Source organism: Streptomyces sp. NA02950, assembly GCF_013364155.1.
Lineage (GTDB): Bacteria > Actinomycetota > Actinomycetes > Streptomycetales > Streptomycetaceae > Streptomyces.
This window is the reverse complement of the sequence record NZ_CP054916.1, coordinates 8,774,693-8,800,282: the sequence shown is the minus strand read 5'-3', so window position 1 is coordinate 8,800,282 and position 25,590 is coordinate 8,774,693. Positions and strand designations below refer to the sequence as shown.

28 protein-coding genes are annotated in these 25,590 nt (G+C 72.7%); 18 read left to right on the top strand and 10 right to left on the bottom strand.

Annotated features, from left to right (window positions below):
• Positions 1-51 precede the first annotated feature (51 nt).
• Positions 52-744, top strand: a complete 693-nt coding sequence (locus HUT19_RS37860) for an FHA domain-containing protein (RefSeq protein WP_254886006.1) — start codon at positions 52-54, stop codon at positions 742-744.
• A gap of 61 nt (positions 745-805) precedes the next feature.
• Here HUT19_RS37860 and HUT19_RS37855 read toward each other — a convergent pair whose 3' ends face one another.
• Positions 806-1,375, bottom strand: coding sequence for a helix-turn-helix domain-containing protein (locus HUT19_RS37855; protein WP_176185322.1), 570 nt, complete (start codon positions 1,373-1,375; stop codon positions 806-808).
• 65 nt (positions 1,376-1,440) lie between these two features.
• Between HUT19_RS37855 and HUT19_RS37850 the strand changes: the two genes are divergently transcribed.
• The 3 genes from HUT19_RS37850 (at position 1,441) to HUT19_RS37840 (ending at position 4,973) form a co-directional block, all read left to right on the top strand.
• On the top strand, positions 1,441-2,109 hold the full coding sequence (locus tag HUT19_RS37850; RefSeq protein WP_176185320.1) for an AzlC family ABC transporter permease: 669 nt from the start codon (positions 1,441-1,443) through the stop codon (positions 2,107-2,109).
• Complete coding sequence (locus tag HUT19_RS37845) at positions 2,106-2,414, top strand: AzlD domain-containing protein (RefSeq protein WP_176185318.1); 309 nt, start codon at positions 2,106-2,108, stop codon at positions 2,412-2,414. The genes HUT19_RS37850 and HUT19_RS37845 overlap by 4 nt, the downstream gene beginning before the upstream one ends.
• Before the next feature lie 138 nt (positions 2,415-2,552).
• Positions 2,553-4,973 carry a tetratricopeptide repeat protein gene (locus HUT19_RS37840; RefSeq protein WP_254886004.1) on the top strand — a complete coding sequence of 807 codons (2,421 nt, stop codon included), beginning with the start codon at positions 2,553-2,555 and terminating at the stop codon, positions 4,971-4,973.
• A 182-nt stretch (positions 4,974-5,155) separates the two neighbouring features.
• Here the strand turns inward: HUT19_RS37840 and HUT19_RS37835 are convergent, their stop codons facing one another.
• The 4 genes from HUT19_RS37835 to HUT19_RS37820 form a co-directional block, all read right to left on the bottom strand.
• A complete protein-coding gene (locus HUT19_RS37835; RefSeq protein ID WP_176185316.1) occupies positions 5,156-5,464 on the bottom strand; it encodes a hypothetical protein in 309 nt (102 codons plus the stop codon).
• A 110-nt stretch (positions 5,465-5,574) separates the two neighbouring features.
• Positions 5,575-6,045 (bottom strand): hypothetical protein, encoded by a 471-nt coding sequence (locus HUT19_RS37830; protein ID WP_176185314.1) that lies wholly within the window; start codon positions 6,043-6,045, stop codon positions 5,575-5,577.
• 204 nt (positions 6,046-6,249) lie between these two features.
• Complete coding sequence (locus HUT19_RS37825) at positions 6,250-6,576, bottom strand: MmcQ/YjbR family DNA-binding protein (RefSeq protein ID WP_176185312.1); 327 nt, start codon at positions 6,574-6,576, stop codon at positions 6,250-6,252.
• Entirely contained in the window at positions 6,573-7,388 is an 816-nt protein-coding gene (locus HUT19_RS37820; RefSeq protein WP_176185310.1) for a GNAT family N-acetyltransferase, read from the bottom strand. Before HUT19_RS37820 ends, HUT19_RS37825 begins: the two co-directional genes overlap by 4 nt.
• Positions 7,389-7,496: 108 nt before the next feature.
• On the opposite strand from HUT19_RS37820, the gene HUT19_RS37815 reads away from it, so the two are divergent.
• The gene (locus HUT19_RS37815) at positions 7,497-8,156 is read left to right on the top strand and encodes a PhzF family phenazine biosynthesis protein (protein ID WP_254886003.1); all 660 of its coding nucleotides are present in this window, start codon (positions 7,497-7,499) and stop codon (positions 8,154-8,156) included.
• 19 nt (positions 8,157-8,175) lie between these two features.
• Here the strand turns inward: HUT19_RS37815 and HUT19_RS37810 are convergent, their stop codons facing one another.
• Entirely contained in the window at positions 8,176-9,108 is a 933-nt protein-coding gene (locus HUT19_RS37810; RefSeq protein ID WP_176185306.1) for a pseudouridine-5'-phosphate glycosidase, read from the bottom strand.
• Positions 9,105-10,229: a carbohydrate kinase gene (locus HUT19_RS37805; protein WP_176185304.1), complete on the bottom strand. Its 1,125-nt coding sequence runs from the start codon at positions 10,227-10,229 to the stop codon at positions 9,105-9,107. The genes HUT19_RS37810 and HUT19_RS37805 overlap by 4 nt, the downstream gene beginning before the upstream one ends.
• 171 nt (positions 10,230-10,400) lie before the next feature.
• Between HUT19_RS37805 and HUT19_RS37800 the strand changes: the two genes are divergently transcribed.
• The 4 genes from HUT19_RS37800 (at position 10,401) to HUT19_RS37785 (ending at position 13,374) form a co-directional block, all read left to right on the top strand.
• On the top strand, positions 10,401-11,309 hold the full coding sequence (locus HUT19_RS37800; RefSeq protein WP_176185302.1) for a RimK family alpha-L-glutamate ligase: 909 nt from the start codon (positions 10,401-10,403) through the stop codon (positions 11,307-11,309).
• Positions 11,309-12,223, top strand: coding sequence for a RimK family alpha-L-glutamate ligase (locus HUT19_RS37795; RefSeq protein WP_254886002.1), 915 nt, complete (start codon positions 11,309-11,311; stop codon positions 12,221-12,223). The genes HUT19_RS37800 and HUT19_RS37795 overlap by 1 nt, the downstream gene beginning before the upstream one ends.
• 140 nt (positions 12,224-12,363) lie before the next feature.
• Positions 12,364-13,122 (top strand): thioesterase II family protein, encoded by a 759-nt coding sequence (locus tag HUT19_RS37790; RefSeq protein ID WP_176185300.1) that lies wholly within the window; start codon positions 12,364-12,366, stop codon positions 13,120-13,122.
• 72 nt (positions 13,123-13,194) lie between these two features.
• Positions 13,195-13,374: a hypothetical protein gene (locus HUT19_RS37785; RefSeq protein WP_176185298.1), complete on the top strand. Its 180-nt coding sequence runs from the start codon at positions 13,195-13,197 to the stop codon at positions 13,372-13,374.
• On the opposite strand, the gene HUT19_RS37780 is transcribed toward HUT19_RS37785, so the two are convergent.
• Positions 13,335-14,549 (bottom strand): DUF4032 domain-containing protein, encoded by a 1,215-nt coding sequence (locus tag HUT19_RS37780; protein ID WP_176185296.1) that lies wholly within the window; start codon positions 14,547-14,549, stop codon positions 13,335-13,337. The genes HUT19_RS37785 and HUT19_RS37780 overlap by 40 nt on opposite strands.
• Positions 14,550-14,912: 363 nt before the next feature.
• On the opposite strand from HUT19_RS37780, the gene HUT19_RS37775 reads away from it, so the two are divergent.
• A complete protein-coding gene (locus HUT19_RS37775; RefSeq protein WP_176185294.1) occupies positions 14,913-15,689 on the top strand; it encodes an SDR family NAD(P)-dependent oxidoreductase in 777 nt (258 codons plus the stop codon).
• Positions 15,690-15,829: 140 nt separating this feature from the next.
• On the opposite strand, the gene HUT19_RS37770 is transcribed toward HUT19_RS37775, so the two are convergent.
• Positions 15,830-16,798, bottom strand: coding sequence for a helix-turn-helix transcriptional regulator (locus HUT19_RS37770; RefSeq protein WP_176185292.1), 969 nt, complete (start codon positions 16,796-16,798; stop codon positions 15,830-15,832).
• A gap of 126 nt (positions 16,799-16,924) precedes the next feature.
• Between HUT19_RS37770 and HUT19_RS37765 the strand changes: the two genes are divergently transcribed.
• Both HUT19_RS37765 and HUT19_RS37760 read left to right on the top strand, forming a co-directional pair.
• Positions 16,925-17,299, top strand: coding sequence for a DUF6415 family natural product biosynthesis protein (locus HUT19_RS37765; RefSeq protein ID WP_176185290.1), 375 nt, complete (start codon positions 16,925-16,927; stop codon positions 17,297-17,299).
• 452 nt (positions 17,300-17,751) lie between these two features.
• A complete protein-coding gene (locus HUT19_RS37760; protein ID WP_176185288.1) occupies positions 17,752-17,961 on the top strand; it encodes a DUF397 domain-containing protein in 210 nt (69 codons plus the stop codon).
• Positions 17,962-18,288: 327 nt separating this feature from the next.
• Here HUT19_RS37760 and HUT19_RS37755 read toward each other — a convergent pair whose 3' ends face one another.
• Positions 18,289-20,637: a pyruvate dehydrogenase gene (locus tag HUT19_RS37755; protein WP_176185286.1), complete on the bottom strand. Its 2,349-nt coding sequence runs from the start codon at positions 20,635-20,637 to the stop codon at positions 18,289-18,291.
• A gap of 451 nt (positions 20,638-21,088) precedes the next feature.
• Between HUT19_RS37755 and HUT19_RS37750 the strand changes: the two genes are divergently transcribed.
• The 6 genes from HUT19_RS37750 (at position 21,089) to HUT19_RS37725 (ending at position 25,531) form a co-directional block, all read left to right on the top strand.
• A complete protein-coding gene (locus HUT19_RS37750; protein WP_176187784.1) occupies positions 21,089-22,615 on the top strand; it encodes an AlkA N-terminal domain-containing protein in 1,527 nt (508 codons plus the stop codon).
• A 109-nt stretch (positions 22,616-22,724) separates the two neighbouring features.
• The gene (locus HUT19_RS37745; protein ID WP_176185284.1) at positions 22,725-23,267 is read left to right on the top strand and encodes a methylated-DNA--[protein]-cysteine S-methyltransferase; all 543 of its coding nucleotides are present in this window, start codon (positions 22,725-22,727) and stop codon (positions 23,265-23,267) included.
• Positions 23,264-23,992 carry a 2OG-Fe(II) oxygenase gene (locus HUT19_RS37740; protein WP_176185282.1) on the top strand — a complete coding sequence of 243 codons (729 nt, stop codon included), beginning with the start codon at positions 23,264-23,266 and terminating at the stop codon, positions 23,990-23,992. The genes HUT19_RS37745 and HUT19_RS37740 overlap by 4 nt, the downstream gene beginning before the upstream one ends.
• A gap of 95 nt (positions 23,993-24,087) precedes the next feature.
• Positions 24,088-24,297, top strand: coding sequence for an Ada metal-binding domain-containing protein (locus HUT19_RS37735; protein ID WP_176185280.1), 210 nt, complete (start codon positions 24,088-24,090; stop codon positions 24,295-24,297).
• On the top strand, positions 24,297-24,878 hold the full coding sequence (locus HUT19_RS37730) for a hypothetical protein (protein ID WP_254886001.1): 582 nt from the start codon (positions 24,297-24,299) through the stop codon (positions 24,876-24,878). Before HUT19_RS37735 ends, HUT19_RS37730 begins: the two co-directional genes overlap by 1 nt.
• Positions 24,866-25,531 carry an alpha-ketoglutarate-dependent dioxygenase AlkB gene (locus tag HUT19_RS37725; protein WP_254886000.1) on the top strand — a complete coding sequence of 222 codons (666 nt, stop codon included), beginning with the start codon at positions 24,866-24,868 and terminating at the stop codon, positions 25,529-25,531. Before HUT19_RS37730 ends, HUT19_RS37725 begins: the two co-directional genes overlap by 13 nt.
• The last annotated feature ends 59 nt before the right edge of the window (positions 25,532-25,590 follow it).

The window sequence follows — 25,590 nt, the reverse complement described above, 5'->3', positions numbered from 1 at the left end:
ACGGTGTCACCCCCTCCCGGCCGGGCACCCTGCACGCGCGTTCGGTCACCGGTGGCGCCGCGGCCGGGCGCGACCATCCGGTTCGGGCGCGGCGGTGAGCCGGAGGTCGATCTGCGCGTCGGCGAGGACGACCTCCGGGTCAGCCGACGGCACGGCGAACTCACCTACCGCGACCACCAGTGGTGGTTACGGAACACCGGGCAGCAGCTGCTGCGGCTGCCCCGCGGCCAGCTGATGCACACCAGCACCGAGCCGTTCCCGCTCGCCACCGGGTACACCCCGCTGTTCTTGAAGGGCTCGGGTCCCCGGGAGCACCTGGTCGAGCTGTATGTGACCGACCACGGTGACGAAGGGCTGGTGGCCCGGCACGCCGCCGTCACCCTGCCGCCCAGGCGATGGCATCTCGAGGAGGACGAGCGGCTGGTCCTGGTGGTCCTGGCCCAGCGCTATCTGCTCTACGAGGCGGACCCGCGGCCGCTGTCGTACCGGGAGGCGGCCGCCGAACTCGCCTGTCTGCGCCCGGCGGAGAAGTGGTCCAAGCGCCGGATCGAGCACAAGGTCGAGGCCGTGCGCCACCGGCTGTCCAAGGGCGGCGACGACTTCCCCTGTCCGGTGGTGCGGGACCGGGAGTCCGCCGGCCCGAGCGACCACACCCTGCTGCACCACCTGCTCAGGGAACTGGTGGAGTCGACGACCCTGGTACCGCCCGATCTGGAGCTGATCGAGGACGAGTTCCCCGGCTGAGCGCACCGCCAGGGCACCACCGCGGCACCACCTCGCCACCGCCACGGCCCCGGCCGCGGGGTCACGGGTGCTGCATGATCATGACGCAGGTGGTGCCCGGCTCCAGCGCCTGGCAGATGTGCGGCACATCGCCGGGGTACGACAGATAGTCCCCGGGCCCGAGGTCGACGGGTTCGTCGTCCGGCCCGGCCAGCACCCGCCCGGTCCCGACGATCAGATGCTCGACGGTGCCCGGCATATGGGGGTCCGACTCCCGCGCGGGGCCGGGCTCAACCCGCAGGAAGTACACATCCCGCCGGGCGCCCGGTGGGCTCGAGGACAGCAGGGTGGCGCTGTAGTCGGCCCGTTCCGAGGGCACGGAGGGGCCCTCGCCCGCGCGGATCAGCTGCACCGCGGGGCGGGGCGGGTCGACCAGGGCGCTGAACGGCACATCGAGCGCCACGCTCAGCGCCCACAGCGTCTCCACACTGGGGTTGCCGGTCCCCGACTCGAGCTGGGACAGCGTGGACTTCGCGATCCCGGCGCGCTTGGCCAGCTCGGAAAGGGAGATCCCGGTCCGGGTGCGCTCACGGCGCAGCGACGCGGCGATCCGGTCCAGCGGCAGACGGGGGGAGGCGGCACCATCAGTCATCGTTCGCTCCAGAATACGATCGTTCGCCTTGACGAACATCTTCCCACGTGTCCATTGTAGAAAACATGCGTTCGCCCTTCCGAACAAACGATCCTCGTCTGCTGCACGATGTGGCCCTGGTCTGTCTGGCCGACGGCGTCATCGGCATCTCCTTCGGCGCCATCGCGGTCGCCGGAGGCATGCCCGCGTGGCTGCCCGTGGCCATGTCGCTCGTGGTCTTCGCGGGCGCCGCCCAGTTCAGCGCGGTCGGCATTCTGCTGACGGGCGGCAGTCCGCTCGCCGCCGCGGCCACCGGGCTGCTGCTCAACACCCGCACCGTGCCCTTCAGCCTGGCGCTCACCGACTCGCTGGGGTCCGGCCGGGCCGCCCGGCTGGTCGGTGCGCATCTGATCACGGACGAGACGGCGGCCTTCGCCCTCGCCCAGCCCGATCCGGCCCGCCGCCGGACCGCCTTCTGGCTCTCCGGCCTCGCCCTCTTCGCCACCTGGAACGTCGGTGTGCTGGCCGGGTCCCTCGCCGGGAACGCCCTCGGCGACACCGACACGCTGGGACTGGACGCCGCCTATCCGGCGGTGCTGCTCGCCCTCACCCTCCCCGCGCTGCGGGACACCCGTACCCGCCGCGCCGCGCTCGCCGGAGCCGCCCTGGCGCTGGCCGCCACCCCGTTCCTGCCCCCGGGGCTGCCGGTGCTGCTCGCCCTCGCCGGGCTGCTCACCGCCGGGAGGACATCATGATCCTGGCCGCACTCCTGCTGCTGGCCGTGGGGACCTACGGCTTCCGGCTGGCCGGTCCCCTGCTCCACGGCCGGTTCCAGCCGTCCGCCGAGGTGCGGCGACTGCTCTCCATCGGGGCCGCGGTGCTGCTCGTCGCGCTGCTGGCCACCGCCGCCCTGACCCAGGGGCACGGTTTCGCGGGCTGGGCCCGTCCGGCGGGCGTGCTGGCGGGGGCCGTCCTCGCCTGGCGGAAGGCTCCGTTCATGGTCGTCGTGGCCGCGGCTGCCGCCACCACCGCGCTGTTGCGCCTCGCCGGTGTCCCCTGACCCGCCCCGGCCGACGGGGGCCCGCCGGAACACCGCCCGCCCTGGCCAGCCTGAGAACGGGACGGCCAACGGGAGGGTGGGACGGCCCCGTTGTCCGACCCGGCTGGCAGACTGGGGAGCAACGGGGAGGAGGGGCCGATGGGGCGGGCACGGCCGTCGATGCAGGAGCTGATCCAGCGGCGCAGACGCGCCGGATTCGTGGGGCGCCGGGGTGAACTGGACGCCTTCCGCGCCAACTTCGGTGTGCCACCGGAGGACGAGCGCCATCGCTTCGTCTTCCACATCCACGGGAACGCGGGCGTGGGCAAGTCCTGGCTGCTGCGTCAGCTGGAGCAGACCGCCCGTCAGGAACACGGCGCCCTCACCGCCTGTGTCGACGAGTCGGCCGACGGCGTGGTCGAGGCGATGGCCGCGCTCAGCGCCGCGTTCGCCCGGCAGGGCCACGCGTTCACCGCGCTGGACCGGAAGCTGGCCCTCTATCGGCAGCGCCGTCATGAGGCGGAGGCGATACCGGTGGACGGCGAGCCCGCGGCACCCACCACCGGCAGCCTGGCCGCCACGCGGGCCGGGCTGGCGGTGGCGGGCCTGGTGCCCGGCGTCGGAGCGCTGGCGGGCGCGGTCGATCCGGTGCCGCTCGCCCAGGGCACCGACCGGGTGCGGGCCGCCCTCAGCTCCCGCTTCCGCGACCACAAGGACGTCCAGCTGGTGCTGGATCCCGTCCAGGCCCTGACCCCGCTGCTGGTCCGGGAGTTGTCGGAGGCGGCGGCCGCGGCGCCGTGGGCCGTGCTGTGCTTCGACACCTACGAGCGCACCGGTCCGCTGCTCGATTCCTGGCTGCGCGCGCTGCTCACCAGCGAGCGGTACGGCACCCTGCCCGCGAACACGGTGATCGTGCTCGCCGGGCAGACCCGGCTCGACCCCGGCTGCTGGGGCGATCTCAGCGATGTTGTCAAGGAACTGCCGCTGGAACCGTTCACCGACGCCGAGGCACGGCAGTTGCTCGCCGCCAAGGGGATCACCGACGAGCCGGTGGTGCGCGATGTGCTGCGGCTGTCGGGCCGGTTGCCGGTGCTGGTGTCCACCCTCGCCGAGAACGCGGAAGGGCCGGGCGGTGTGGACGACCCCAGCGGCACGGCCGTCGAGCGGTTCCTGAAGTGGGAGCGGGATCCGGTGCGCCGGTCCGCCGCCCTGGCGGGCGCGCTGCCGCGCCGGCTGAACGAGGACGTGTTCCGGGCGGCCGTGGACGAGGAGGCGGCGGAGCTGTTCGGCTGGCTGCGCGCACTGCCGTTCGTGAGCGAGCGCGCCGGGCTCGCCCGCTACCACGACGTGGTCCGCGCTCCCATGCTGAGGCTCCGGCGGACCACCTCGCCCCAGCGGTGGCGCGCGGCCCACACCCGGCTCGCGGAGTCCTTCGCCCGGTGGCGGGAGACCGACGCTGACGAGCAGGGGCCCTCGGCTGAGGAACAGGCGTCCGCCGCCGCGCCGTGGCGGCGCGAGCGCTGGCGGGCGCTGCGTCTCGAGGAGTCCTACCACCTGCTGTGCGCCCGGCCCACCGCGGCGCTGCCCGGTGTGCTGCGGGACGGCATCGACGCGTGCGACACGGGCCCGGAGGCCGCCCGCCCCTGGGCGCGGACGCTTCTGGAGGCGGGTGAGGACTGCGACGACGACACACTGCGCACCTGGGGGCGGAACGCGCTCATGGCGCTGGAGGATGGACGGCGGCGCGGGATCGAGGTGATGGGCCTGCTGCTGGACCGGGCGGAGCTGGATCGCGCCGGGCGCGTCGAGGCGCTGGTCGTCCGCGGCTGGCACCGCCGCTCGGTCGAGGAGTACCACGACGCGCTGACCGACTTCCGGCGGGCGCTGGACCTCGACCCCGGCTGCGTACGGGCGCACTTCGGCAGCGCGGTGGTGCATCGGGCGGCCGGGGACGTCGACGGGGCGTTGGCCGCGCTGGACCGCGCGGACGCCCTGGAGCCCGGCTCGACCTGGATCCCGCGCGAGCGCGGTGAGACCTGTCGCAGGGCGCGCCGGTACGACGAGGCGCTGGAGTGGCTGGACCGGGTGGTCGAGGCCGATCCGGCGGACCCTGTGGCCCTGGCCAGCCGTGGGCAGACGAAGGCGGCGCTCGGCAGGGCGCGGGAGGCCCTGGCCGATCTCGACCGGGCCATCGGGCTGCGCGGGGACTATGTCTGGGCCCTGGTCCGGCGGGCCCATGTCCGCGGCGCCCTGGGGGATGTGACGGGCGCGCTGGAGGATCTGGACCGGGCGGAGGAGCTGGCGCCGGGCATGGCGGGCACGGTGGGCGAGCGGGGTGATGTCTACCGGCTCGCGGGCCGTCATGAGGAGGCGGTGGCGCAGTACAGCCGTGCGCTCGCGCTCGATGCCGGGTACGCGTGGGCTCTGGGCAGCCGGGCGATGTCCCTCGAGGTCCTGGGCAGGCGCGCGGAGGCGCTGGCGGACCTGGAGCGCGCCGTGGCGCTGGATCCCGGCTACGCCTGGGCCGTGGCGCAGCGCGAGAGACTCCTGTCGAACGGGCCGTCAGGGACCGGCGGGTGAAGGACCGCACCGATGCCGTGACGGTGTGACACGCGGTCCGGTCACCGGCCCCGGCTCGGTCGGCGCGGGGAGTCACCGGTGCGCGTCCGGTCCGTACGGACCGGGCTTCACGGACCGGGCTTCAGGAGTCGATCTGCCCGAACCCGTCTGCCCGAACCCGTCCACGTGCTCAACGGGTGGTGTCACCGGTCCCCGGCCGGTCCGCTCCGGACCAGGGGGAACGACCAGACCCGCTGGAGGGCGCGCGGCAGCGCACCGAGGCGGCGCGGCCTCGGCGGGCGCCGCCGCGGCGCGTTCGCCGGGACCGCCATGGCACCGGTGGTCGGCCGCGCGGACTCGGCGGGACCGGGCGGATCAATCCTCGGGTGCGCCGGGATCATCGGGTCCTCCGGGTCGATCGCGGGCGGAGGCGGCGGGGTGGCGTTGGCGGGGCACCGGGCCGCTTCGGCCCGCATCAGTGCCCGCATGGCGGCGTGGACGTCGAGAGGCATGGGTGTACTCCTGCGGTGTCGGATGTCTGACTGCTGGCCTGGCAGGGCGCACCGTCCCCACGGTCCGCGGGACACACGCGGAGAGCGGGTTACGGACGGCCCGGGGCCGGTCAGCAGCGCAGAACGACGCTGCGCGAGGAGAACTGGGCGGCGGGCGTCTCCGACCCGGCGACGGAGATGCCGGTGCCGGAGGTGTGGTCGGCGAGCCGACCGCGGACCGCGGCGAGCACCACATGGCCCGGCGCGGTCGGCGCCGAGCGGGCGCCGGGGGCCGAGGTGGCGCAGGTCCGTCCGACATGACCGGCGTGCCCGGCGTGGCCGGCGGGATGGCCGTAGGCGTCCCGGACCGGCTGCGCGGCGGGCCGCGACGCGTCGGAGGACTCCTCCTCGGCGCGCGGTGCGGCGGGGACCGGGGCCGGGGCGCGGAGGGCACCGCAATAGCCCAGGTCAGCGGGCGGGGTCGGGGAGGCGCCGAGGGACAGCAGGGTGTGCAGGAGTGTCATCGCCAGCAGCGCGACCAGTACGGTCGCGCAGGGTCCGCGGCGCTCCGCGGAGCGGCTCGTCCTGTGGCCGTGCACCATGCGGCCTCCCTTGCCGATCCCTCTCCAGGGAACCCCGCTCAGCGGAATCCAGCACTCCGATAGCCCGGAAGTGGCCCCGCTTTCACCCGTGTCGGTGACGCCCTCGAACGGAGATACCGGCACATTTCGAGGAGTGGTGCGGACGCGGGGAGGGCGGTGCGGTCGGTCCGGTGAGCGGCGCGACCGGCGGTCCGGAGCCCGGGGTCAGTCCAGCAGTCTGCCGGGGGCGGCCTGCCGCCAGGAGTCGAGGAGGATGTCCCGCAACTCCTCGCGGTCGTCCAGCGCGGCGAGCCGGACCCGGACCCAGGCGAACCAGGCCTCGTGGTCGGCGATCCAGAACTTCTCGGGCTCGGCGAGCACGAGTTCGTCGCGCTCCTCCTTCGGGCATCGGACGGCCATCGAGGTCTCGTCCTCGGGAAGGGTGGCGAACATCTTCCCGGCGACCCGGAACGTGGGCATGGACCAGGCGACCTTCTCCGTCGTCTCGGGCAGCGACAGAGCGATCTCACGGACATCGTCGGACATCGTCATGGCTCGACCGTAGAACACCCCACCGACAATGGGGGCCAGTTAGGATGGACGAACGGGGTCGTGGTGGTCAGGGGCACGAAGCCGAGCCGTCGCAGCACCGGGCGGCTCAGGTCGGACGCGTCGACCTGGAGCCACGGGTAACCGCGGTCGGCCGCGACACGGGCGCGGAACGCGACCAGGGAACGGTAGACACCCCGGCCGCGCCAGTCCGGCACCGTTCCGCCACCCCAGAGTCCGGCGAACGGGGCGCCCGGCGGCAGTTCCAGCCGTGCCGCGCTCACCGGGCGGTCACCGGCCACGGCGAGGACCGCGACGGCCGTGTCCGGTGCCTCGGCGAGCCGGGCGAGCAGCCGGCGTTCGAGGCGCCCGCCGTCGGGGCCGAAGACCCGCGCGTGGACGTCGGACACCGCCTCCACACCGGCCGCGTCGATCACCGGGCACAGCTGCACGCCCTCGGGCGGCCCGCCCCCGGCACCCAGATCGCCGGTCCTGGCGACCATCAGGGTCTCCTCGGGCCCGGCGGTGAACCCGGCCGCCCGGAGCCGCGTCGCGAGGTCGTCCGGCCGGTCGTGCGCGTACAGCTTCCACTCGAACTCGTGGCCCAGGGCCGTGAAATGGCGTATCTGCGCTTCGATCACCGCATCCGCGGTGGACGGGTCCAGATCGGACCACAGGACACCGTTCCAGTCCGCGCGGCCGCCGGTCTGGCGCACCACCGCGCCCGCGCGCTCGATCCGCGCACCGGGGCCGTCGGGCAGGGCTCCCCGGCGCATCCGCCGGTTGTACAGGGCCAGTACCGCGTCACGATCCATGGGCTCACCCCAGCACCGTCCGGGCCGGCCCGGCAACCGGTTTCCGGCCCGATGGGCCGCCCCCGGACGGCGGGACGTCCCGCCCGGCGATCATGTTTGAATGCCGGGGTGACGGATCTCGACGTGCTCAGGGTGTTCTGCGGTCCCTCCGGCCGCGACGGCAACGTACTCGGTGTGCTGCGCGACGGCCGCGCGGTGACCGGTGAGCGGGAGCGGCAACGGCTCGCCGCCCGACTGGGGTTCAGCGAGACCGTGTTCGTCGACGACCCGGAGCGCGGCGTCGTGGACATCTACACCCCGAGCGCCCGGCTGCCCTTCGCCGGTCATCCCCTGGTGGGCACGGCCTGGCTGCTGGATCTGCCCGAGCTGCTGCCGCCCGCCGGTGAGGTCTTCGCCCGCCAGGACGGCGAGTTCACCTGGATCACCGGCCGCCCCGAGTGGGCCTCGGGGCGGCGCACGCATCAGTACGCCTCGGCGGCCGAGGTCGACGCCCTCCCCGCCCCGCCGGAGGGCGAGGGCTGGCTGTACGCCTGGGCGTGGCTGGACGAACGGGCCGGGCGGGTCCGGGCCCGTGGCTTCCCGCGCCGGGGCGACGCGATCGTCGAGGACGAGGCCACCGGCTCGGCCGCGCTGACCCTGTCGAGCGAGCTGGGCCGCGCCCTCAACATCACACAGGGGGCGGGGGCGCAGATCCTCACCAGCCCCCAGCCGGACGGCTCCATCGAGATCGGCGGCCGGGTCGTCCTCACCGAGACCCGCTCGCTGTAGCGCCGGGGGCCGGTAGCGCCTAGGTGTCCGCCCCCGCCCCGGCGTAGCTGATGGCGATCCGCGCCCCCAGCCGCGCGTTGTTCTTGACGAGGGCGATATTGGTGCGCAGGCTCTCCCCCTTCGTCAGCTCGACGATCCGGCCGAGTAGATAAGGGGTGGTGTCCTTGCCGGTGACCCCCGCTTCCGTCATCTCGGCGAGCGCCCGCTCGATGATGCCGTCGATGCGCTCGGCGGGGATCTCGTCGGTCTCGGGCACCGGGTTGGCGATGGACAGCCCCGCCGTCAGGCCCAGGTCCCACTGGGCGCGCATGATGGCGGCGATCTCCTCGGGGGAGTCGGCGCGCAGCGGGGAGGGGAAGCCGCTCACCCGGGAGTAGAAGGCGGGGAAGTCGTCCGTGCCGTAGCCGAGGACGGGCACCCCCAGGGTCTCCAGGGTCTCCAGCGTCAGCCCGATGTCGAGGATGCTCTTCACCCCGGCGCTGATGACCGCGACCGGTGTGGTGGCGAGTTCGGTGAGGTCGGCGCTGATGTCGAAGGAGGTCTGCGCCCCGCGGTGCACTCCGCCGATGCCACCGGTGACGAACACCTTGATACCGGCGAGCGACGCGAGCCGCATCGTGCTCGCCACGGTGGTCGCGCCGTGGCCGCCGCGCGCCATCACCTGGGCCAGGTCGCGCACACTGACCTTGCCCACCTCGGGGCTGGTGGCGAGCAGTTCGAGGTCGTCCCGGCCCAGCCCGACGCGGGGCCTGCCGTGCAGCACGGCGATGGTGGCGGGGACGGCGCCCTGGGCGCGGATGATCTCCTCGACCTCGGTGGCCATCTCCACGTTCTGCGGATACGGCATCCCGTGGCTGATGATCGTGGACTCCAGCGCGACCACGGGGCGGCCGTCGCGCAGCGCGTCCCGGACCTCCTCGGCGAGGGTGAGCCGGGGGTGAGGGCTGGTCATGGGGTCCTCCGGAGGGGGGCGTTCAGCGCGTCCTCGATCAGACGCGGGGTCAGGTCGGGTCGTACGGTGGCGGTGGTGGCCACGGTCAGCGCGGCCGCGGCGTGGCCGAAGCGGGCGGCCCCGGCCGGTTCGGCACCGGTGAGCAGGGCGTGGACGAAGGCGCCGAGCATGGCGTCACCGGCGCCGGTGACGTCGTGCACCTCGGCCTCCGGCGCTTCGAGGAAGGTGTGGCCCGCGCCGGTGGTGCTGAGCAGGCTGCCGCGCTCCCCGAGCCGTACCCACACCTGCTGGACGCCGCGCTCGTGGAGGGTGGCCACGGCAGCGAGCAGTTCACGGTCGTCCCCGCCGACCGGGTGGCCGGTCAGGGCGCCGAGCTCGGCCAGGTTGGGGGTGACGGCGAACACCGGGCGCTCGCCGGAGAACAGCGGGGCGAGCAGCGCCGCCTTGGGGACGCTCACCGGGTCGACCAGGGTCTGGACACCGGTGGCGGACGCGATGTCCAGCGCGTAGGACAGCACCTGGGGGGAGAGATTGCCGTCGAGTACCAGCATGCTCGCGTGACCGATGAGCTCCCGTGCGTGGTGCAGGTGTCCCGGGCTCAGCCCGTCGGTCGCGGCCATGTCGGCGATGGCCACCACCAGATCGCCGTCGGCGTCCAGCACCGCCGTGTAGGTGCCGGTGGGATGGGTGCTGCGGTGCACATGGTCCACCCGCACCCCGGTGGCCCGGGTCTCGCTCAGCAGCCGCTCCCCCGCCGCGTCCTGGCCGACGGCGGCGATGAGATGGGTGGGGGTGCCCAGCCGTGCCAGGTTCTCGGCGATGTTGCGGGCCACCCCGCCGGGGCTGGTGTGGGACCGGCCGGGGTTGCTGGTGTGGTACGCGACCGGGGCGAGGCTGCGCACCTTGACGTCCACGTTGGCGCCGCCGATGACCACCACCGCGTTCTCCTGGCGCAGGATGTAGCCGCGGCCCAGGACGGCGCCCTTCTTGCCCAGGTTCGACAGATGGACGTTGACCGCCGCCCGGGTGGTCCCGAGGGCGTCGGCGATGGCCTGGGGTCCGGCCAGCGGATCCCGTCGCAGCAACGCGAGGATTTCGCGCTCCCGGCGCGTCAGCATCATGGTTCAGCAGAGTAAAGGAAGTTTAGTCGAATAAATAGAGCCCGGTCGGTGGCGGTCGACGGGCCAGAAGATCAGGCCGGAACGGCGGATGACATCCTGGGGGATCTCGGCTGGCCGGACACCCTCGGCAACAGCCCGCGGCGACCTGTCCGGTGATGAGGAAGAAGGCCGATGAGACTCTGCTTTCTGGTGGAGGAGCGCTATCGCCACGACGGGATGCCCCGCGAGGTGATCCACCGGCTCGCCGCCTGGGGGCATCAGGTCGATGTGATCCGCCCGGGCACCTCCCTGACGCGGATCTCGGACGCGGTACGGGTGGGCAGTCATGACGCCTGGGTGCTCAAAACCGTCTCCGGCGGCCCCGGCCTGACACTGCTGGAGGCCGCGGCGGCGGTCGGGCTCACCACCGTCAACGACGCACGCTCGATCCGCGGTGTGCGGGACAAGGCGCTGGCGGCGGCCATCGGACACAGCCACGGGCTGCCGGTGCCACCGACCTGGACGGCGGCCCGGGCGGAAACCCTGGCCGAGATACCGGAGTCGGCGTACCCGCTGGTGGTCAAGCCCGCGGACGGCAGTTCGGGACGGGCGGTGCGGCTGGTGTCCTCACCGCGGCGGCTGGCCGCGCTCAGCCCCGAACTGGCCGCGGAGGGCGTGCTCATCGCCCAGCCCTATGTGCCGAACCCGGGCCTCGACCTCAAGGTGTACTGCGTCGGCGGCGAGCTGTACGCGACCGAGTGCCCCTCACCGCTCGGCCCCCACCGGGGCGCAGGCGGGCGGCGGGTGGCGCTGTCCGCGGAGGTGGCCGCCCTCGCCGCCGAGGTCGGGGCGGTCTACGGCCTCGATCTGTACGGGGTCGATGTGCTGCTGGGGCCGGATGGACCGGTCGTCGTCGACGTGAACGACTTCCCCAGCTTCCGGGAGGTGCCGGACGCGGTGGCGCGGGTGGCGCGTGCGGTACTGGACTTGGCGCGCGGCGACGGCGCGCGGGCCCCGGTCCAGGGTGCGATGGCCGTCGAGGCCGTGGCGCCGGTGGGGGCTTCGGCGCCCGTGCCCGCGACAGCGGTGAGCGGCGGCTGATGCGTATCGGCCTGATCACCTCCGACCCCGGCCATCAGCTTCTCGCGGACACCACGGCCCTGCTGACACCCCGCCACGACGTGGTGGCCCTGGACCCCGCCACCTGCGACCCCGCGACGCCGGACGCGCTCTCCCGCGGGTCGCTCGCCGATGTGTATCTGCTCAAGGCCAGAACGCCCAGGGCCCTGGCGCTCGCACGGCTTCTGGAGCGACGCGGTGCCCCGGTGGTGAACTCGGCCGCGGCCACCGGACTCTGCCAGGACCGGACGGCGATGGCCGAACGGGCCCGCCGGGCCGGGCTGCCGTTCGCCGCCACCCGTACGGCGGCGGCGCTCGGCGGGCTGACGGCGGAAGGGCTCGACGGCCCGGCCGTGGTCAAGAGCCGCCACAGCCGGCGGCACGATCTGGTGGCCCGGGCCGATGACACCGCGGCGCTGCGCGCCCTGGCCGCCGACTGGCCCGAAGAGCCCGTGGTGGTCCAGGACTTCATCCCGAACGACGGCTGGGACCACAAGCTCTGGGTGATCGCGGGCACGGTGTTCGCCGCGCTGCGCCGCTCGGAGCTGGCCCCCGGCGGCCGTGGACCCAGCCTGCCGCTGCCGCTCGGCGATCTGCCGCGGGGCTGGCCGGAGCTGGTGCGCGAGGTCGGCTCGGTCTTCGCGCTGGAGGTGTACGGCGTGGATGTCATCGACGCGGGCGGGGGCATCCCGCTGATCGTGGACATCAACGCGTTCCCGGGCGTACGCGGGCAGGTGGGCGCCCCGCGTGCGCTGGCGGAGCTGGCGCTGCGCACCGCCGCGCGAGGCGCACCCGACCGGCGCGGCGGCAACAGCGCGCGCGGAGGGCGCGGCGCTGCGGACACGCTCCCCGGCTTCCCGAAACCGCTGGTGGGCGAGGGGCGGGCCGCCCCGTAGGGGCCTGGACGTCTGAAATAGGGGTTGTCAGCGCTCCGTTGGCCCCGGCAGGCTGACATCCTCCTCCGCGCGAGGTCCAGGTATGCGTACGTCGGTCCGTTACGGCGGCCGGTCGATCCAGCGGTACGAAAGGACGTCAGGTGACCGCACAGCCCACCGGCACCAGTCTGTGGATCAGGCAGTTCCATCCCGCACCGGACGCGGCGACGCGACTGGTGTGCCTGCCCCACGCCGGCGGTTCGGCCTCCTACTTCTTCCCCGTCTCCAAGGCCCTCTCCCCGAAGGTCGACGTCCTCGCCGTCCAGTACCCGGGCCGCCAGGACCGCCGGAACGAGAAGTGTTTCGACTCCATCCGCGACCTGGCCGACGCCCTGGTCCCGGAGCTGCTGCCATGGACGGACAAGCCCCTCGCGCTGTTCGGCCACAGCATGGGGGCGACGCTCGGCTTCGAGGTCGCGCTGCGTCTGGAGCAGAAGGGCGTGGTGCCGGTGACGCTGTTCGCCTCGGGGCGCCGCGCACCGTCCGCCCACCGCGACGAGACGGTGCACCAGCGGGACGACGAGGGCCTGATCGCCGAGGTGAAGTCGCTCAGCGGCACCGACTCCCAGCTCCTCGGCGACGACGAGATCCTGCGGATGGTGCTGCCCGCGATCCGCAGCGACTACAAGGCCGCCGAGACCTACCGCTATCTGCCGGGCCCGCGGCTGGCCGCCCCGATCCAGGCCCATGTGGGCACCAGCGACCCGAAGGCGACGGTCGAGGAAGCCCGTGCCTGGAGCGAGCACACCACGGGTGATTTCGCCCTGCACACCTACCCCGGCGGCCACTTCTATCTGAACAGCCAGGCGTCGGGCGTCATCGCGTCGATCTCCGAGGTGCTGTCCTCGCCGCCTTCCTGACACCTCTTCCCGACGCCTCACGGCTCACGCGCCCCGTCGCCCGGACACCGGGTCCCGGCGGGGCGCTGTGGTGTGCGCACCGCCCGGGACCACTTCGGTGTCCCGGTCGGTTTCGGTGTGCACGACCTCGGCCCGGATGCCGACGCCGAGCGGACCTCGGAGGTGTGGCGGTCCTGGCTCGCGGGTCTCTTCGCCTGGGGCGGCCGGGTCGCTCAGCCGTGCGGGCGTCTGGCCAGGACGGTCCGGGTGTAGTCCTCGACGGTGGCTTCCAGGCCCACGTCATGGCGGGCCCGCTCGGACAGCAGCCAGCGGTGTTCCAGCAGTTCGTAGTAGATCTGCGCGGTGTCGGTCGCGCCGCGCAGTTCCCGGGGAACGGCGCGTACGGTCGGCCGGAAGACATCACGGACCCAGCGGTGGGCCAGCACCTCCGGCCGTGCGCCCAGCGGATCGCCGGGCGCGTAGTCGTCCTGGCTGGCCATCCAGGTCTCCAGGTCGTTCAGCAGGCTGCGGGCCTGGTTCTCCTCCGCGTCCAGACCGGTCAGCCGCAGCAGCTGGCGCTGGTGGTGGCCCGCGTCGACGACCTTGGGCACAAAGGTGACCGTGTCTCCGTCGGGCGAGCGCTCGATCTGCATCTCGGCCACGTCGAAGCCCAGGTCGTTCAGGCGCCGCACCCGCCGGTCGATGTAGTGGCGCTTGGCCAGCGGATAGACCGACTGCCGGGTCAGCTCGTGCCACAGCTCGCCGTACCGCTCGGCGATGGCCTGGCCGAAGAGCACGGGGTCGACCGAGGGGTGCAGTGAACCGCTGGCCTCCAGGTCCATCAGCTCCCCCGCGATGTTCACCCGGGCCACCTCGACGTCGTACTCCCGCTGTCCGGTGGTCAGCCGTGGCTGGAGCTGCCCGGTCTCGGCGTCCACCAGATACGCGGCGTACGCGCCCGCGTCCCGTCGGAAGAGGGTGTTGGACAGCGAGCAGTCGCCCCAGGCGAAGCCCGCGAGGTGCAGCCGGACCAGCAGCACGGCGAGCGCGTCGAGCAGGCGTTTCATGGTGCTCGGCCGCACCGTCGTCTCGAACATCGAGCGGTACGGCAGCGACCCCACCAGATGCCGGGTGACCAGCACCGGTTCCAGTGGCTCACCGCCTTCGCCGGTGCGCCCGGTGACCACCGCGAGCGCGTCCACCGCGGGGATGGTGAGCCGGTCCAGGTCCCGCAGCAGCCCGTACTCGCGGACCGCCGCCCACTCGCCGACCTCCTTGACCGCCACCACTTCTCCGCCCGCGCGGGCGAACCGGACGACATGGCGGGAGATACCGCGGGGCAGCGAGACCAGATGCTCGTCCGGCCACTGCTCCAGCGGGATGTTCCACGGCAGATCGAGGAGGGATGCCGGGTGCTCGGGCGAGGTGGCGGTGATCTGCAGCTCCATGACACACCAGTGTGCGGTACGGAGGTGTGATCGGGGACAGCCCCGTCAGGAGGCACCGGCCGCCGGTGCCCGCGTCCTGTCGAGGACCACCCTGACGCAGCGCTCGACCCGGAGCCCGCCCGCGCGCCGGGCGCGTTGGGTCAGCCGCCGTAGGTCCGCTCCGCGGAGGGCATGTCCTCAACCCTAGACAGAATTGGACAGAGTCTGTCCACATATCTACGCTGCGGAAGGGTTAGCCGGACGTGATCTGTCCATGCACGGCCTGTCCATCCAGAGGTCGAACTCCAGCCGGCCGTCGGCTCTCCCCGCCCGTCCGGACCCCCGCTGTCCTCCCCCGAAGTCCACCCCCGAAGGAGCGCGGCCTTGCCCCATCTCGTCGGCACCACCGCAGTGATCACCGGCGGCAGCGAGGGCCTCGGCTACGCCATCGCCGACGCGTTCGCCACGGAGGGCGCCGACCTCGTGCTGATCGCCCGCGATCAGGACAAGCTGGAGCGGGCCCGGCAGACCCTGTCCTGCCACGGGACCACCGTCCGTACGCTCAGCCTCGATCTGGCCGACCACGGTGCCGCGAGCACCGCCGCACGGCGTGTGCTCGCGCTGACCGACCGGGTGGACACCCTCGTCAACAACGCGGCGACGGCGCACTTCAGCCCGCTCGCCCAGACCTCCGCCGACACCTTCGACACCATGCTCCACCTCAATGTACGGGTGCCGTTCCTGCTCGCCCAGGCGCTGCTCCCGGCGCTCACCACCGGGCGCGGCAGCATCGTCAACATCACCAGTTACTGGGCGGATTCGGGGGGCACCGACCGCCCGTCCGCGGCCTACTCCGCCACCCGCGGCGCGATCAACGCGATGACCCGGGCGCTCGCCGGCGAGCTGGGTCCGTCGGGAGTGCGGGTCAACGGCATCGCCCCGGGCGCGGTGCGCACCCTGGCGTACGAGCGCGAGCACATCGTCCCGATGAGCGACGAGCAGCGCACGGAGCACGACCGCCGCACCGGTGACGCCTATCCCCTCGGCCGGTTCGGGGCGCCGAGGGAGGTGGCCGCCGCGGCGGCCTTCCTCGCCTCCCCGCAGGCCGCATGGACCACCGGCACCATCATGAACGTGGACGGCGGGCCGGCGGTCCGCTGAGCGCTCCGCAGGAAGTGCCGCGGGGTGCGGTCGTTCGTCCGCGGCTGCGTCATGGCCGGTCGCGCGTTCCCCGGGAGTCTGGCTTAGCCAGTCACGCATTCCACGCGCTGGAACGTTCATGACCAGAAGGACAATAATCCCTAAGCGCTCTCAGCTTCTTCCAGCGCGGCACGTGCCTCACGTGTCCATAGCGCGTTTCTGTGCTCCGGCGGCAGGCTGTCCAGGCCGTGCCTGATGCATTCGGCCGCCTGTTGCGGTCTTCCAAGGTGATGGTGCACGTGACCAATAGGAAGTGACAACCACTCAGGCGACAACCAATAGGCTGTTCCGGGCGGAGTCTCGTCAACCGCCTTCTCACGAAGCGCCTCAATCTCGCTGAGCATCCGTTCGGCTTCGCTACGCCTGCCGAGTAGCGCCAGCGCCGAAGCGGCCTGCGCCCCGTTGACAACTCGCTGCCGTTTTGCCGACTCGCTGACGTAGGCCGCTACGAAATTACGGTGTACTGCATGGTGTTGTCCGCGCTGGCGTGCGATGTTCCCTTTCAGGTTATACGCCTGTGCAACAAGTGAGCCGTCGGCAATGTCGTCTGCCAGCGCGATTGCCTCGTTCAGGAGCACGTCAGCGCGTGCGTACTGGCCAAGTTCGATGTTCAGCCATCCCGCAAATTGCGCTGACTCCGACACGACAGCACACAATGCGTCCCGGTGACTTCCGCGCGCGTCACGGAGCATGGGCAACAAGGCTTCTCGCTGGGCTTCCGCTGCCCCAATTAGCGGCCCCGGTCCGACTATGTCGTCAGCGTGCCGCTGAGCGGCTAGAGCGCCTGCCAGGGCACTTACGGCGGCACCATCAATGCGGGAAGGGTGCGCGGCAACGTGGGACAGACGTTCATCCTGTTGCAAGTTGCCAGCCAGTGTGCCGCCTGTGCCTGTGAGTTCGTCCAACGCGCGGGCAAGGGCAGGCGAAGGCTTCTGTTTGCGGTTGAGGACGCGACTCAGGAACGCAGGATCATAGTGAGTTTCCCGCGCCGCAGCCTTCATCGAATACCCGGCATTGCGAAGCGCACGGCGGGCAAGGTCCGCGAAGTCGCCGGAGGGGTTGACTGCCATGCCTCTAAGTGTAGTCAACCCCGGTCAACTCCCGTGTGAGCAAGACGAACCGGAAACATCGGTCCACACGCGAAGTACCCCGGCGGTGCGCGAACACCCCGGGGCGTGGCCAGAGGAGCGCCAACAGTGGACAAGATTACGGCTGAGGAGATCACGCCGGGAAGTCCCGACGAACACCTGTCCGTGGACATCGCAACGATCCGGTCGGTTGCTGAGTCGGCCCGGGACCTGTTGCGCCTCGGCGCCCCGCTGCCCCGGTACGCAGACCTTGTCACTCTGGCCGAAGGCTTGCGCGGCATGCTCCGGGTCCTGGTGCAGGACCTTGCGGACCGGTGCCCGGACGAACACAGCGAGAGCGTTGCCCCTGCCGTCCTGGAAGGGCTGCACCACGTGCGCCTGCCGCTGGGCAGCGGACTCCAGAGCGCCGCGGACGCCACGCGGAATCTCGCTGACGTGACGCGCAACTTGTGCGACCACCACGAGAAGGTGATCAGCGCATGAGTGCACACAGACGGCTCAGTCCAGTCCGGCGCCACCTGACCGATATAGCTTCCGCCGTGCTTGGCATCGCCGCCCTTGCTGGTCTGTGGCTGTGCGCCGTGTTGGTGGTGACCAACCGGTGAGCATGAGCGGCGGGCACAAGATGACATGGCTGGCCGTGCTGGACAGCGAAGACTGCCCGCTTGACGGCTGCACAGGGACGCGAGAACGGACCACCACCTACGAAGGAGGGGGAGCCGTACAGGTAGTGGAAACCGTGCTGGACGTGCGGCTACGAGGACTCGCCCGAGGAGTAGACCCCGCCGCCGGGCGCTTGTGAGGACACCCGCCCGGTAGCGGATGGCGCCGGATGTCGCTGATCCGGTGCAGCCCCGTCCGTCCCTTTGTGGGTACGAACCCTCCCCCGTCCGGGGACGGGCGGGGCACCCAACTACAAGAGAAGGAGAGAGCACATGACCGACAGTCCCGGCTTCACCTTCACCCGGGCGGCAGCTTGCCGCGACAAGCGCGTCAACAACTGTCCCGAAATCGCGCTCAACGTTCCCGGCACGGTGGCCATCCGTGACAGCGAGCGTCCCGGCGTAGTCGTGACCATGACCGCTGACCAGTGGCGCACCCTGGCTACTGCCGTCAAGGCCGGTGAGTTCGACCTGAGCGCGTAGCCTGACGCCCATGGACGCATGCCCACACTGCGGCACAGAGCCCCTGCCGGACCCCGATAGCGGAGTCCCCTGGTGCGCCCAGTGCGCGGTGTTCCTGGTGCTTCCGCAACCCCGGTGTCCCGGACTCTGGCAACACCGGGAGGCAGCAACCAGAGCGCCGCACGGGCCGCGTACTCACTGAACAGCATAGCGCCCCACCTACCAGCATGAACGCCGGTAGGTGGGGTTATTTGCGCATCTAGGCCGTTCGAGCGAACGGTGCACGCTAATATGGCTGGACAAGCCGCACACTCGCCCGCGACCCTTCGGGGCGTAGCCCTGAGCCCGTCAGGACACGTCGAGCGCGGCGCCGACGATGCTGTCGGCGTCCAGACCGTGGGAGCGGTACACCGACTCCAGATCGCCGGACTGCCCGAACCGGGTCACTCCGAGGTGGGTGGCGCGCACCTGGTTGATGCCGCTGAGGAACGCCAGCGTGTGCGGATGGCCGTCGAGGACGGTGACCAGGGGCGCCGACCGGTGCGCGGGGAACGCCGCGTCCAGGATCCAGCTGTCGCCCTCGCCCCGGCCGGAACGTGCCTGCACGGCGTCGAAGAGCAGCCCGGGGCTGGTCACACAGACGACGTCCGCGGGGACGCCCTGGGCCTCCAGCCGCTCGGCCGCCAGCAGCGCCTCGGGCACCACCGCACCCATCGCGGCGATCGTGACCGCGGGCCGCCCGGCGGAGCGCACCAGCGGATACGCCCCGGCGACGGCCTGACGGCGGCGGCGCTCACGGGCCGCCGGGTCGCCGGGCACGGCGGCGAGGCCCTGGTCCACCGGGCGGGTGGAGAGCCGCAGATAGGCGGAGGTGCCGTCGGGCCGCCCGAGCCGGGCCAGCGAGGCCAGCAGCGTCCACTCCACGTCGATCGCGAAGGCGGGCTCGTAGGTGATGCAGCCGGGCTGTTCCAGCCCGACCGAGGGGGTGGTGACCGACTGGTGCGCCCCGCCCTCGGGGGCCAGGGTGACCCCGGAGGGCGTACCGACCAGGATCGACTGCCCACCCGAGTAGATCCCGAACGACCAGGGCTCCAGGGCCCGTTCGACGAAGGGGTCGTAGAGCACCCCGATGGGCAGCAGCGGCTGGCCCCAGCGGCTCCAGGTGGCGCCCAGCTCGGCGAGCAGCCCCACCAGGTTGCCTTCGGCGATGCCGAGTTCGAGGTGCTGGCCGGTGGGCCGCTCGCGCCAGTGCAGGATGGTCTCGGGGTCGTCCTCGAACCAGTCGCGGCGGTCGTCGGCCGCCGACCACACCCCGACCTTGTTGACCCAGCCGCCGAGGTTGGTGGAGGAACTGACGTCGGGGCAGAGCGTCACCACGCGGCGCGCGGCCTCCGGGGCCGCCCGGGTCAGGTCGAGCAGGGCGCGGCCGAGCGCGGCCTGGGTGGTGGCCTTCCCCGAAGGGGTACGGCCGATGTCCACGGGCAGTTCCGGGACGGGGGTGAGGGTGACCGGTTCACGCCGCAGCCGGGCGGCCACCCGGTTACACAGCTGCCCCGCCGCCGAGTCCGGGGCGAACCGCTGCCACGGGTCGTGGAGCGACATGCCCACCCGCCGCCCCAGCTCGGCCATCTGCTCGGCCGACAGCAGAGAGGAGTGGTTCTGCGGATGGCCCTCGGTGGCCAGGCCGTTCCCCTTCACCGTGTACGCGAAGATCACGGTGGGCCGGGTGTCGTCGATGGCACCCAGCGCCTCGTCGAGCGCGCGCAGATCGTGTCCGCCGAGGTTGCGGATGGCGGAGTGCAGGGTGGCGTCGTCCAGCGGCGCCATCAGCCGGCGCAGGACCGCGGCGTCCGGGCCCTCGCCTGGCAGCCGGGTGCGCAGCTGCTCCGGGGTGCAGCGCAGCAGCCGCTGGTACTCGGGGTTGGTCATCTCCTCGATCCGCCGCCGCAGGGCGTCCCCGCCGGGCCGGGCGAACAGCTCCCGCAGCAGCCGGCCGTACTTGACGGTGAGCACCTGCCAGCCCGCGGCCTCGAACATGCCCTGCAACCGGATGGCGCCGATGTTGGGCACCACCCGGTCCAGCGACTGCCGGTTCACATCGACGATCCAGCAGATCTCGCCCAGCTCGCCGACCATCGGGTCGAGGATCGCCTCCCAGCAGGCGCCCTCGTCCAGCTCCGCGTCCCCGACCAGCGAGTACTGCCGTCCGGTCCCCGCGCCGCCCGCCACGGAGTCGGTGTAACGGCGGGCCAGCGCACCCCAGATCGGCGCGGTGGCGCCGATGCCCACCGAACCGGTGGAGTAGTCGACCGGATCGGGGTCCTTCGACCGCGACGGATAGCTCTGCAGTCCGCCGAACTCCCGCAGCGTGGTCAGATACCGCTCGTCCAGCTCCCCGAGCAGGTAGTTGATCGCATGCAGCACCGGAGAGGCATGCGGCTTCACCGACACCCGGTCGCCCGCGCGCAGCCGGTCGAACCACAGCGCCGTCATGATCGTCGTCATCGAGGCGGACGACGCCTGGTGCCCGCCCACCTTCAGCCCGGTGGGGTTGGGCCGCACCCGGTTGGCGTGATCGATGATCGCGGTGGCCAGCCAGAGCACCCGCCGCTCCACCTCGTGCAGCAGCGCGTCCTGCGCCGCGAGCGTGTCGGAGACCTCGGCCCCGGGGGTTCTCGCGCTGGTCTTCGTGGTCATGAGGGTCGGTCTCCTCGGCGTTCGGGACCGTCGTGGTGGGACGGCGTGTTCGGCAGGCGCGCTCTGGTGAGAATGCGCCTCGGTCGCGCGCGTCCTGGTGGGACGCGTCGTGGCCGGCGGATTCGGAGATCACCAGCGAGACGTAGTCTCCGTTCCCCCCGCGCGCTCCGCAAGGGGCGCCGGGTCCGGCCCCCGGCAGACGGCGCCGCTGTCGCGCTCGTGGCCCTCGTGGTCGCGGCCCTGCCCTGGCGGCGTGGCCTGGGCTCGCGGACGGTGGCCACCGGTGCCCCCAACGCCGCCGGCACCCGGGATGCCACCGGAGCTGCGGCCGGCCCCGCATCGCCGGAGGCGTCCCCGCGCGAGCGCTGCCCCCGCTGAGCACCACGGCCCGAACACGGTGTCCGATTTCCGCCAGCGCCGCTCCCCCGGCATGGCGCACAGTGGGAGGGTGATGAGCGAGGACGGCAGGTACGAGGCGGTGCGTGGCCGGGACGCGCGGTTCGACGGTGAGTTCTTCTTCGCCGTGGCCACGACCGGTATCTACTGCCGTCCGAGCTGTCCGGCGACCACACCCCGGCGGAAGAACGTGCGGTTCTTCCCCACGGCCGCGGCCGCCCAGGGCGAGGGTTTCCGGGCGTGCCGCCGCTGCCGTCCCGACGCCGTGCCCGGCTCGGCCGCGTGGAACACCCGCGCCGATGTGGTCGGCCGTGCCATGCGGATGATCGGGGACGGGGTGGTGGACCGCGAGGGCGTGGCGGGGCTGGCACGACGGCTGGGCTACAGCCCGCGCCAGGTGCAGCGGCAGCTCAACGCCGAACTGGGCGCCGGACCCATCGCACTCGCCCGCGCCCAGCGCGCCCACACCGCCCGTATCCTCCTCCAGACCACCGGGATGCAGGCCACGGAGATCGCGTTCGCCGCCGGATTCTCCAGCGTGCGGCAGTTCAACGACACCCTGCGCGAGATCTACGCCGCCACCCCGAGCGAACTGCGCGCCGCCCGGCCACGAACGGAGCGGACAGCCCGGTCGGCACGGGCGGGGCGGGACGGCGTGCGGCCCGGGGTCGCGCTGCGGCTGGCCCACCGCGGGCCGTATGCCGCCACCGAGGTGTTCGACTATCTGGCCCGGCGCGCCCTTACGGGTGTGGAGGAGGTCATCGGCGCCCCCGGCGCCCGCACCTACCGGCGCACCCTGCGGCTGCCGCACGGCCACGGCATCGCCGAGGTCGACGAGCGGCACGGCGACGGCGGTTGGCTGGAGTGCCGGTTGCGGCTGACGGAGCTGCGTGATCTGACGACGGCCATCCAGCGGGTCCGCCGCCTGTTCGACCTGGACGCCGATCCGTACGCGGTCGCCGAGCGGCTGGGCACCGACCCTGCGCTCGCGCCCCTGGTGGCCGCGCGGCCGGGGCTGCGTTCCCCGGGCGCCGTCGCCCCGGAGGAACTGGCCGTGCGCGCCGTCCTGGGCCAGCAGGTGTCGGTCGCCGCGGGACGCGGTCTGGGAAACGCGCTGGTCGCGGCGTACGGCGAGCCACTCGCCGAAGCCGGCGGCGCGCTCACCCGTCTCTTCCCGCGCGCCGAGGACCTGGCCGACGCGCCGTTCACGGAGATCGGTATGCCCGGGAGCAGGCGCGCGACCCTGCGCACGCTCGCCACCGCGCTGGTCGACGGCTCCGTACGTCTGGACGCCGGAGCCGACCGGGAGCGGAGCGAGCGGGAGCTGCTGGCGCTGCGCGGTATCGGCCCGTGGACGGCGGGTTATATCCGGATGCGGGCGCTGGGCGACCCCGATGTGCTGCTGGCGGGCGATGTCGCCGTACGGGCGGGGGCGCGCCGCGCCGGAGTGCGGCTGGAGGACGCGGCGAGCTGGCGGCCGTGGCGTTCGTACGCCATGCACCACTGCTGGAACGCCCCGTCCGATGCCCCGATCGATGCCCCGTCCGGCGTCGCGGTCAGCACCCCGGCCACTCGCCGCTGACCACCTCCCGGCACCATGACCACGATGTCCGAATCCCGCCAGCATCCGGTGTCCGATTTCCGCAGACTGGACAGCGATCAGGACACTTCACAGGAAAGGGCTCACAACCATGACGCTCTACACCATGTTCGACAGCCCGCTGGGCGAACTGCTGCTGGCGGGCGAGGAGTCCGCGACCGCCCTTGGCGGTGTCGCGCTCACCTCGCTCTCGGTGCCCGAGCAGAAGGGCGGGGCGACGGTCGGGGAGGACTGGCGGCGCGACGACGCGGCGTTCACCACGATCGTGGACCAGCTGCGGTCGTACTTCACCGGGCGGCGCACCCGGTTCGACATCGAGTTCACCTCCGGTGGCACCCCGTTCCAGCAGCGGGTCTGGCAGGCGCTGGAGGAGATTCCGTACGGCACGACCCTCAGTTACGGGGCGCTCGCCCAGCGGGCCGGGGCGTCGCGCACCGCGGTGCGCGCGGTCGGTACCGCCATCGGCCGCAATCCGCTGCTGGTCGTGCGCCCGTGCCACCGGGTCATCGGGGCCGACGGTTCGCTGAGCGGATATGCGGGCGGCCTGGAGCGCAAGCGCAGTCTGCTGCGGCTCGAGGGCGTCAGGGAGCCCGAGGGCATCGGGGAGCCCGAGGGCATCGGGGAGAAGGCATGATCACCAAGAGCACGGCCACCCGGGTCCGCCGCGCCCTGGACTCGGCCGACTGGCAGGCCCTGACCGGGGAGCTGGACACCCACGGCTGTGCGCTCACCCCGAGGCTGCTCACGCCTTCGGAGTGCCGCTCCCTGGCGGAGCTGTACGACCAGGAGACACGGTTCCGTTCCACGGTCGACATGGCCCGGCACCGCTTCGGCTCCGGCCAGTACCGGTACTTCAGCCATGAACTGCCCACCCCGGTGGCGGAGTTGCGTGCCGCCTTCTATCCGTATCTGCTGGCGGTGGCGCGCGACTGGGCGGCCCGTCTGGGGCGGCCCGCGCCCTGGCCGGACACCCTCGACGCATGGCTCACGATGTGCCATGCGGCGGGGCAGAGCCGGTCCGCCCAGATCCTGCTGCGGTACGGAGCGGGCGACTGGAACGCCCTGCACCGCGATGTGTTCGGCGACATGGTCTTCCCGTTGCAGGTCGTCATCGGGCTCGACGAGCACGGCAGGGACTACACCGGCGGGGAGTTCCTGCTGGTGGAGCAGCGGCCCCGAGCCCAGTCGCGCGGCACGGTCAACGTGCTGGAACAGGGCCACGGTCTGATCTTCACCACCCGCGACCGGCCGGTGCGCTCGGCGCGCGGCTGGTCCGCCGGGGCGATGCGGCACGGAGTGAGCACCGTGCGCTCCGGCCGCCGCCACGCCCTTGGCCTGGTGTTCCATGACGCCTCCTGAGCGCGGTCGCCGCGCTGGCCACCGCCTCGGCCACTCCGCGTACATACACGCTGCTGGGCACCGACGGGCGTCCGTACCGCGCCACGGCACCGGGCATGCTCGGCGGGCATCGGCGGGGCAGGCTGTACGGACGGCTGGACTGCTCGTCGGCGCTGCGGGCCCTCGCCCGCGGCGGCTACCGGCGGCACCGGGTGTTCTTCGCGGACGAGGCCACCGCCGTCGCGGCCGGATACCGGCCGTGTGCGGTGTGCCTCCCCGCGCGGTACGCCCACTGGAAAGCGAACCGGGAGACCACGGAACCGTGATGAACACCCCACGACACCCCGACGGGCGGCCCGTCTCGCCCCTGCTCGGCGACGGCGAGGAGACGGCGTACGGCGCGCCACCGTGTCCCGTCCCGCACACCGCCGCCGAACTCGCCGCCGTCATCGGCCTGGTGACCGGTCTGGCGTCCCGCACCGGGACGGTGGCCGTCGGCCACAGCCGTGACACCGCCTCACGGGCCGCCGCCACGGCCTTCGGCACCGCCTGGCAGGAGCTGGGCGGGGAGGTCGTCGCGGTGGTGGACTGGCCCGAGACCGCGGCGTCATGGCTGCGTCCGGCCCGTCGGCTGACCGCACCGGCGCCGGACACCTGGGTGGTGGCCGCCGCACCGCTGGGCTGGATCCGGATGAGCCGCCGGCTGCGGCACAGCACCGACTGGGATCCGGCCCGCACCGTCGCGTTCGCCTCGCTGCGCGATCCCCGCGTCCCGGCATCGGCCGGTCCGGAGACGCTGCACGGGCTGCGCGGGGCCACCGCCGAGGGCGGGACCTGGGACATCCGCCGCCGCTGGGTCACCTCCCACCCGGCGCCGGAGGGCGGTGGCACCCCGTGGACGCGCTGATCCCCCGGCCCCGGACGTCCGTGGCTCCCGGCGCCGTGCATATGCCCGGCTGGCTCGGCCTCGACGAACAGCGCCGCCTGGTCACGGCCTGCCGTGCCTGGGCCACCGGTCCGGTACCGATGCGCCGCACCGGGCTGCCGAACGGCGGGGTGATGTCGGTGCGCACGGTGTGCGTGGGCTGGCACTGGAAGCCGTACGCCTACACCCGGACCGCGGACGATGTGAACGGCGCGCGGGTGGCCGCGTTCCCGGACTGGATGGTGGAGCTGGGCCGCCGCGCACTGGCCGAGGCGTACGAGGACGAACGGGCCGGGGACGGCTACACCCCCGACACGGCGCTCATCAACTTCTACGACGCGCAGGCGAAACTCGGCATGCACCAGGACAAGGACGAGCGCTCCAGCGCCCCGGTGGTGTCCCTCACCGTCGGCGACACCTGTGTGTTCCGCTTCGGCAACACCGAGACCCGCACCAAGCCCTACACCGACCTCGAACTCGCCTCCGGCGATCTGTTCGTCTTCGGCGGCCCCTCGCGCTACGCCTACCACGGGGTGCCCCGGATCCTGCCCGGTACCGGCGATCCGGCGACCGGGCTGACGGCGGGGCGGCTGAACATCACCATGCGCGTCACCGGGCTGACGGACTCGGACTGACACGGCCGCTCTGACGGACCCGGGCCCGGCGGGACCGGGCCGATGAACACGGCCACCGC

Coding starts and splice junctions, on each gene's coding strand:
- HUT19_RS37855 (WP_176185322.1), bottom strand. CDS start 1,375: ATGACTGATGGTGCCGCCTCCCCCCGTCTGCCGCTGGACCGGATCGCC.
- HUT19_RS37850 (WP_176185320.1), top strand. CDS start 1,441: ATGCGTTCGCCCTTCCGAACAAACGATCCTCGTCTGCTGCACGATGTG.
- HUT19_RS37845 (WP_176185318.1), top strand. CDS start 2,106: ATGATCCTGGCCGCACTCCTGCTGCTGGCCGTGGGGACCTACGGCTTC.
- HUT19_RS37840 (WP_254886004.1), top strand. CDS start 2,553: ATGGGGCGGGCACGGCCGTCGATGCAGGAGCTGATCCAGCGGCGCAGA.
- HUT19_RS37835 (WP_176185316.1), bottom strand. CDS start 5,464: ATGCCTCTCGACGTCCACGCCGCCATGCGGGCACTGATGCGGGCCGAA.
- HUT19_RS37830 (WP_176185314.1), bottom strand. CDS start 6,045: ATGGTGCACGGCCACAGGACGAGCCGCTCCGCGGAGCGCCGCGGACCC.
- HUT19_RS37825 (WP_176185312.1), bottom strand. CDS start 6,576: ATGACGATGTCCGACGATGTCCGTGAGATCGCTCTGTCGCTGCCCGAG.
- HUT19_RS37820 (WP_176185310.1), bottom strand. CDS start 7,388: ATGGATCGTGACGCGGTACTGGCCCTGTACAACCGGCGGATGCGCCGG.
- HUT19_RS37810 (WP_176185306.1), bottom strand. CDS start 9,108: ATGACCAGCCCTCACCCCCGGCTCACCCTCGCCGAGGAGGTCCGGGAC.
- HUT19_RS37805 (WP_176185304.1), bottom strand. CDS start 10,229: ATGATGCTGACGCGCCGGGAGCGCGAAATCCTCGCGTTGCTGCGACGG.
- HUT19_RS37800 (WP_176185302.1), top strand. CDS start 10,401: ATGAGACTCTGCTTTCTGGTGGAGGAGCGCTATCGCCACGACGGGATG.
- HUT19_RS37795 (WP_254886002.1), top strand. CDS start 11,309: ATGCGTATCGGCCTGATCACCTCCGACCCCGGCCATCAGCTTCTCGCG.
- HUT19_RS37780 (WP_176185296.1), bottom strand. CDS start 14,549: ATGGAGCTGCAGATCACCGCCACCTCGCCCGAGCACCCGGCATCCCTC.
- HUT19_RS37770 (WP_176185292.1), bottom strand. CDS start 16,798: ATGGCAGTCAACCCCTCCGGCGACTTCGCGGACCTTGCCCGCCGTGCG.
- HUT19_RS37760 (WP_176185288.1), top strand. CDS start 17,752: ATGACCGACAGTCCCGGCTTCACCTTCACCCGGGCGGCAGCTTGCCGC.
- HUT19_RS37755 (WP_176185286.1), bottom strand. CDS start 20,637: ATGACCACGAAGACCAGCGCGAGAACCCCCGGGGCCGAGGTCTCCGAC.
- HUT19_RS37750 (WP_176187784.1), top strand. CDS start 21,089: ATGAGCGAGGACGGCAGGTACGAGGCGGTGCGTGGCCGGGACGCGCGG.
- HUT19_RS37745 (WP_176185284.1), top strand. CDS start 22,725: ATGACGCTCTACACCATGTTCGACAGCCCGCTGGGCGAACTGCTGCTG.
- HUT19_RS37740 (WP_176185282.1), top strand. CDS start 23,264: ATGATCACCAAGAGCACGGCCACCCGGGTCCGCCGCGCCCTGGACTCG.
- HUT19_RS37735 (WP_176185280.1), top strand. CDS start 24,088: ATGCTCGGCGGGCATCGGCGGGGCAGGCTGTACGGACGGCTGGACTGC.
- HUT19_RS37730 (WP_254886001.1), top strand. CDS start 24,297: ATGAACACCCCACGACACCCCGACGGGCGGCCCGTCTCGCCCCTGCTC.